The organism is Streptomyces sp. LS1784 (assembly GCF_020103755.1).
Lineage (GTDB): Bacteria > Actinomycetota > Actinomycetes > Streptomycetales > Streptomycetaceae > Kitasatospora.
In genome coordinates, this window is record NZ_JAHSQD010000514.1 from 1 (window position 1) to 6,025 (window position 6,025).

The window sequence follows — 6,025 nt, forward strand, 5'->3', positions numbered from 1 at the left end:
GCCGCGCCGGCGCCCGTCCAGGCCTCGCCCGTGCAGTCCGCGTCCGTGCAACCCGCGCCGGTGCAGGCCCCGCAGCCCGTGGCGGCGCCGGCCCGTCCGGCGCAGTCGGTGGCCCCGGAGGACGACATTCCGGAGGCGGACGACCCGGACCTCAAGGAGGACGTGTTCTCCGGCCAGGAGCTGATCATCCGCGAGCTGGGTGCGACGGTGCTGGAGGAGATCCACCACCAGGGTTCCTGACCCGCGCCCCCCGGGGGCTGTCGGGCCCCTGAGTCGACCCTGAACCGGGCCCCGATCGGGGCCCGGAGCAGCGGGCAGCACGTAGGCTCGGCGGTGACGAACGAAGCACCGCAAGACAGCCGTGACAGCAAGGAGAGAGCCGTGTTCCCCGGTGGTGGCCAGCCCAACATGCAGCAGCTGCTGAAGCAGGCGCAGAAGATGCAGCAGGATTTCGCGAAGGCCCAGCAGGAGCTGGCCGAGACGAAGGTGAACGGTACGGCGGGCGGCGGTCTGGTCGAGGCGACGGTGACCGGTGCCGGTGAGCTGGTGGCGCTGACCATCGCCCCGGCGGCCGTGGACCCGGAGGACACCGAGACCCTGGCCGACCTGATCCTGGCGGCCGTCCGGGACGCCAACCAGACCGCGCAGAAGATGCAGGCCGAGCGCATGGGCCCGCTGACCCAGGGCTTGGGCGGCGGCATCCCCGGCCTGCCCTTCTGACGGCGGGTTCTCAAGTTCAGAAGGTCTGACGTTCAGACGACGGACCCATGTGATTTATGTGGGAGTCGGGCGTCGGGCGCTGTGTCCGACGCCCGATTCGTTGGATGATGGCACCGGAGCACCACCGGCACCCGGCACCACCGGCCATCCGGCACCACCGGCCATCCGGTACCACCGACCATCCGAGGGAAGGCGCGACGTTGTACGAGGGCGTGGTTCAGGACCTGATCGACGAACTGGGCAGGCTGCCCGGCGTCGGGCCCAAGAGCGCCCAGCGGATCGCCTTCCACGTGTTGCAGGCCGACCCGACCGATGTGCGCCGGCTGGCGCACGCGCTGCTGGAGGTCAAGGACAAGGTCCGCTTCTGCGTGGTCTGCGGCAACGTCGCGGAGGCCGAGCAGTGCCGGGTCTGCCTGGACCCGCGCCGCGACCTCGGCGTCATCTGCGTGGTCGAGGAGTCCAAGGACGTCGTCGCCATCGAGCGCACCCGTGAGTTCCGCGGCCGCTACCACGTGCTGGGCGGCGCGATCAGCCCCATCGAGGGCGTCGGCCCGGACGACCTGCGCATCCGCGAGCTGCTGTCGCGCCTCGCGGACGGCACGGTCACCGAGCTGATCCTGGCCACCGACCCCAACCTGGAGGGGGAGGCGACCGCCACCTATCTGGCCCGGCTCTGCAAGCCGATGGGCCTGAAGGTGACCCGTCTGGCGAGCGGCCTGCCCGTCGGCGGGGATCTGGAGTACGCGGACGAGGTCACCCTCGGCCGCGCCTTCGAAGGGAGACGACTGCTCGATGTCTGACCGGACGATCAACAAGCAGCCCCACACCCCCCACCAGCAGTCCCACGGGGAACCGGGGGCGCACGCCCCGCACACCCACGGCCACGGCTCGGAACCGGACGACTTCGCCGTGCAGATCGCCGACTCGGTGGAGAGCTTCGTGCTCGCCGTCACCGAGGTCGCCAAGGGCGACGAGCCCGGCAGCGCGGTCTCGCTGCTGCTCCTGGAGGTCTCGCAGCTGCTGCTGGCCGGCGGCCGACTGGGTGCGATCGAGGACGTCGTCCCGGAGGACCGCTTCGAGCCCGATGCCGGTCCCGAGCCGGACGGCGAGCAGCTGCGCGAGCGCCTCGCCGAGCTGCTCGCGCCGATCGACGTGTACCACGAGGTCTTCGACCCGTACGGCCCGCCGGAGAAGCCCAACGCCTTCCGGATCTCGGACGACCTGGCCGGCGTGGTCAGCGAACTCCAGCACGGCCTGACCCACTACCGCGAGGGCCGGGTCAGCGAGGCGCTCTGGTGGTGGCAGTTCTCGTACCTCTCCAACTGGGGCACGACCTGCACGGCGGTGCTGCGGGCCCTGCAGTCGCTGATCGCCCACGTCCGGCTGGACAGTCCGATCGGCGCGGTGCCGGACGGCGCGGACACCGACGACGACGGGCTCACCGACGAGCAGCTGGAGCAGCAGGCGGGCGACCTGATGGTGGCCGAGCTCGGTCTCGGGCGATAGGCGCCTGGTACCAGGTACCAGGTACCAGACACGTGGTCGGTGGGCGGTGGACGGTATTCCGCGATAGCGCCTCCGGATTGTGACGAATGCCTCAGCGGCCCGGCCGGAAAAGAAATCCGGCCGGATGGCCGTCGCCCGATCCGGCGATTCTTCGGAGCCGTGCCGAATCGCCCGCAGACCTGACGGCGGAGCCACTCGCACTGCCGCTCACGTGCTGAAACTACCGTCTCACCATATGGAAAGAGCCGGTCGGGGCACCCCTGCTCGGTAGACTGACGACGACCGCACCCCCCTCTCCCCCGGGGGGTACGGGGGCCCGTAGCCCCCGGAAAAGACTTCGAGTCGAGGAGCGCACGTGGGCCTTGTCGTGCAGAAGTACGGCGGCTCATCCGTTGCGGATGCCGAAGGCATCAAGCGCGTGGCCCGCCGAATCGTTGATGCCAAGAAGGCCGGCCATGAGGTCGTCGTCGTGGTGTCCGCGATGGGCGACACGACGGACGAGCTCATCGAACTCGCGGAGCAGGTGTCACCGCTGCCTGCCGGCCGTGAGTTCGACATGCTGCTGACCGCTGGAGAGCGCATCTCCATGGCCCTGCTGGCCATGGCGATCAAGTCCCTGGGCCACGAGGCGCAGTCCTTCACGGGCAGCCAGGCCGGTGTCATCACCGACTCCGTCCACAACAAGGCGCGCATCATCGACGTGACGCCCGGCCGCATCCGCACCGCCCTGGACCAGGGCAACATCGCGATCGTGGCCGGCTTCCAGGGCGTCTCCCAGACCAGCAAGGACATCACCACGCTGGGCCGGGGCGGCTCGGACACCACCGCCGTGGCGCTCGCCGCCGCGCTCAAGGCCGAGGTCTGCGAGATCTACACCGACGTGGACGGCGTGTTCACCGCCGACCCGCGCGTGGTGAAGAAGGCCCGCAAGATCGACTGGATCGCCTACGAGGACATGCTGGAGCTGGCCTCGTCGGGTTCCAAGGTGTTGCTCGATCGGTGTGTTGAGTACGCCCGTCGCTACAACATCCCGATTCACGTACGCTCGTCCTTCTCGGGTCTTCCCGGGACGATCGTCAGCAACGACAACCCGAACCAGCCCGAAGGGGGCGAGATGGAGCAGGCCATCATCTCCGGAGTCGCCCACGACACCTCCGAGGCCAAGGTCACCGTCGTCGGCGTGCCCGACAAGCCGGGCGAGGCGGCGCGCATCTTCCGCGCCATCGCCGACGCCGAGGTCAACATCGACATGGTGGTGCAGAACGTCTCCGCCGCGTCGACCGGCCTGACCGACATCTCCTTCACCCTGCCCAAGACCGAGGGCCAGAAGGCCATCGACGCGCTGGGGCGGGTCAAGGAGGGCATCGGCTACGAGTCGCTGCGCTACGACGACGCGATCGGCAAGATCTCGCTGGTCGGCGCCGGCATGCGCTCCAACCCCGGCGTCACCGCGACCTTCTTCGAGGCGCTGTCCGCCGCGGGCGTCAACATCGAGCTGATCTCCACCTCGGAGATCCGCATCTCCGTGGTCACCCGCGCCGAGGACGTGCCGGAGGCCGTCCGCGCCGTGCACAGCGCCTTCGGCCTGGACAGCGAGAGCGACGAGGCCGTCGTCTACGGCGGCACCGGGCGATGACCCGGGCCGCGGGCCGGGACGCCGGGCGATGACCCGGCGTCCGAACCTCGCCGTCGTCGGCGCCACCGGTGCGGTCGGCGAGGTGCTGCTCGGGCTGCTCTCCCTCCGCCGGGACGTCTGGGGCGAGATCCGGCTCGTCGCCTCCCCACGCTCGGCCGGCCGCAAGGCGGTGGTGCGCGGGGAGACCGTCGAGGTCGTCCCGCTGGCCGAGGAGGCCTTCGCCGGGATCGACGTGGCGGTGTTCGCCGTCCCCGACCCGGTCTCCGCCCAGTGGGCGCCGATCGCGGCGGTCAAGGGCGTCGTGGTGATCGACGACTCGGCCGCCTTCCGCACCGCCGGGGACGTGCCGCTGGTCGTCCCGGAGGTCAACGCGGCCGCGCTGCGGATCCGCCCGCGCGGCATCGTCGCCAGTCCGGCCGGCACCACCCTCGCGATGATCGCCGCGGTCGGGGCGCTGCACGCCGAGTACGGGCTGGCGCAGCTCGTGGTCGCCTCCTACCAGGCCGCCGACGGCGAGGGCCGCGACGGCGAGGCGGCGCTGCGCGCGCAGACCGGGCTGGTGGCGGGCACCACGGTCGGCCGGCAGACCGGTGACCTGCGCGCACTGATCGTCGATCAGGGGCCGTTCGCCGCCCCGCTCGCGCTCAACGCGGTGCCCTGGACCGGCGGGCTGCGCGAGGGCGGCTGGTCCGCCGAGGAGATGGGCATCCGTGACGAGTCCCGCAGGGTCCTCGGCCTGCCCGGTCTGAAGGTCTCGGCGACCTGCGTCCACATCCCGGTGGTCCGCACCCACGCGCTGGCCGTGCACGCGCGGTTCGAACGCGAGGTCACCCAGGAGCACGCGCAGGAGATCCTGCGGGACGCGCCCGGCGTGGTCCTCTACGACGACCCGGCGGCGGGCGAGTTCCCCACGCCGAACGACGTGGTCGGGACGGACCCGGTCTGGGTCGGGCGGGTCCGGCGGGCGCTGGACGAGCCGGACGCGCTGGACCTCTTCCTGTGCGGGGACAACCTGCGCAAGGGGGCGGCGCTCAACCTGGTGCAGCTCGCCGAGCTGGTGGCCGCGGAGCTGACGGCGGGCGAGCCGGCGGAGTAGGGCCGCCGGGTGCCACCGGGCCCTCGCGCGTGCCGATGTGCCCGCTTGTGTCCACAGCTGTGTCCATACCTGTGTCCGCTCCTCGACACAATCTGTCCGGAATCCCGTGGGAATCCTCTGGAGGCCTCTTCCGCCGATGCGGAAGAATGGGCCCCGGGCCGGGCAACCATGACAGGGGATCGAGTGTCCAACGGGCGTGGCGAACGTGATGGTGGGGGCAAGGGCGGGCATCCCGGCGAGAGCCGCGGTGTCCTTCCCGTCACGCGCCCCGTGGCCTGCGAGTAGGCCGGAAGAAGACCAGATGACGGCGGCCGCACCGGGTGCGGCGGACTCCGGCGCCGGTACCGACGCGGGTACCAGCGAGGACCTGCTCACCGAGACCTACCAGGCGCACTACCGCTCGCTGCTGCGGCTCGCAGCGCTGCTCCTCGACGACCTCTCGACCTGCGAGGACGTCGTCCAGGAGGCGTTCATCCGGGTGCACGCCGCCCGGCGCCGGGTGCGTGAGCCCGAGAAGACCCTGGCCTACCTGCGACAGACGGTCGTCAACCTGTCCCGTTCCACCCTGCGCCGCCGCATCCTCGGGCTGCGACTGCTGCCGAAGCCGATGCCTGACATGGCCAGTGCAGAAGAAGGTGCCTACGATGCCCTGGAGCGCGACCAGTTGAAGGCCGCGCTGCGTTCTCTGCAACGCCGTCAGCGGGAGGTTCTGGTGCTGCGTTACTTCGTGGACATGACGGAGGCGCAGGTCGCCGAGACCCTGGGCATCTCGCTCGGCTCGGTGAAGGCCTACGGCTCGCGCGGACTCGCCGCCCTCCGCGTCCAGATGGAGGCCGGACATGGCTGAGACGGACGGCAGTCGACGGCGACCCGTGCACGGGGCTTCCGGAACGAACCCGCCCGGGGAGCCCGGTACGGACGGGCCCGACGGTGGGGCCCCGGAGCTCCTGGACCTGTCCGCCGAGGAACGGGCGGTGCGCGAGCTGCTGCACGGCGCCGTCTCCGGCATCCAGCCCGCAGCCGGCGGGCTGCCGCGGATCCGGCGGGCCGTGCCCCGCCGCCGGGCC

At 71.3% G+C, this 6,025-nt stretch carries 6 protein-coding genes and 2 pseudogenes; all 8 read left to right on the forward strand.

Features of this window, described 5'->3' with window-relative positions:
• A pseudogene (locus tag KS423_RS36310) lies at window positions 1-240 on the forward strand (DNA polymerase III subunit gamma and tau); the annotation flags it as partial.
• Window positions 241-381: 141 nt separating this feature from the next.
• A complete protein-coding gene (locus tag KS423_RS36315; RefSeq protein ID WP_224284007.1) occupies window positions 382-720 on the forward strand; it encodes a YbaB/EbfC family nucleoid-associated protein in 339 nt (112 codons plus the stop codon).
• A gap of 200 nt (window positions 721-920) precedes the next feature.
• Window positions 921-1,520 (forward strand): recombination mediator RecR, encoded by a 600-nt coding sequence (recR, locus tag KS423_RS36320; RefSeq protein WP_224284008.1) that lies wholly within the window; start codon window positions 921-923, stop codon window positions 1,518-1,520.
• The gene (locus KS423_RS36325) at window positions 1,513-2,226 is read left to right on the forward strand and encodes a DUF5063 domain-containing protein (RefSeq protein ID WP_224284009.1); all 714 of its coding nucleotides are present in this window, start codon (window positions 1,513-1,515) and stop codon (window positions 2,224-2,226) included. Before recR ends, KS423_RS36325 begins: the two co-directional genes overlap by 8 nt.
• Before the next feature lie 355 nt (window positions 2,227-2,581).
• A complete protein-coding gene (locus KS423_RS36330; protein ID WP_224284010.1) occupies window positions 2,582-3,862 on the forward strand; it encodes an aspartate kinase in 1,281 nt (426 codons plus the stop codon).
• A 28-nt stretch (window positions 3,863-3,890) separates the two neighbouring features.
• A complete protein-coding gene (locus KS423_RS36335; RefSeq protein WP_224284011.1) occupies window positions 3,891-4,958 on the forward strand; it encodes an aspartate-semialdehyde dehydrogenase in 1,068 nt (355 codons plus the stop codon).
• A gap of 301 nt (window positions 4,959-5,259) precedes the next feature.
• Window positions 5,260-5,805 carry a SigE family RNA polymerase sigma factor gene (locus KS423_RS36340; RefSeq protein WP_224284012.1) on the forward strand — a complete coding sequence of 182 codons (546 nt, stop codon included), beginning with the start codon at window positions 5,260-5,262 and terminating at the stop codon, window positions 5,803-5,805.
• Window positions 5,798-6,025 (forward strand): annotated as a pseudogene (locus tag KS423_RS36345) (hypothetical protein); the annotation flags it as partial. The gene KS423_RS36340 and the pseudogene KS423_RS36345, both read left to right, overlap by 8 nt.

Bases quoted from the DNA above. Each gene is read 5' to 3' on its own strand.
- KS423_RS36325 (WP_224284009.1), top strand. From the start codon at position 1,513: ATGTCTGACCGGACGATCAACAAGCAGCCCCACACCCCCCACCAGCAG.
- KS423_RS36335 (WP_224284011.1), top strand. From the start codon at position 3,891: ATGACCCGGCGTCCGAACCTCGCCGTCGTCGGCGCCACCGGTGCGGTC.
- KS423_RS36340 (WP_224284012.1), top strand. From the start codon at position 5,260: ATGACGGCGGCCGCACCGGGTGCGGCGGACTCCGGCGCCGGTACCGAC.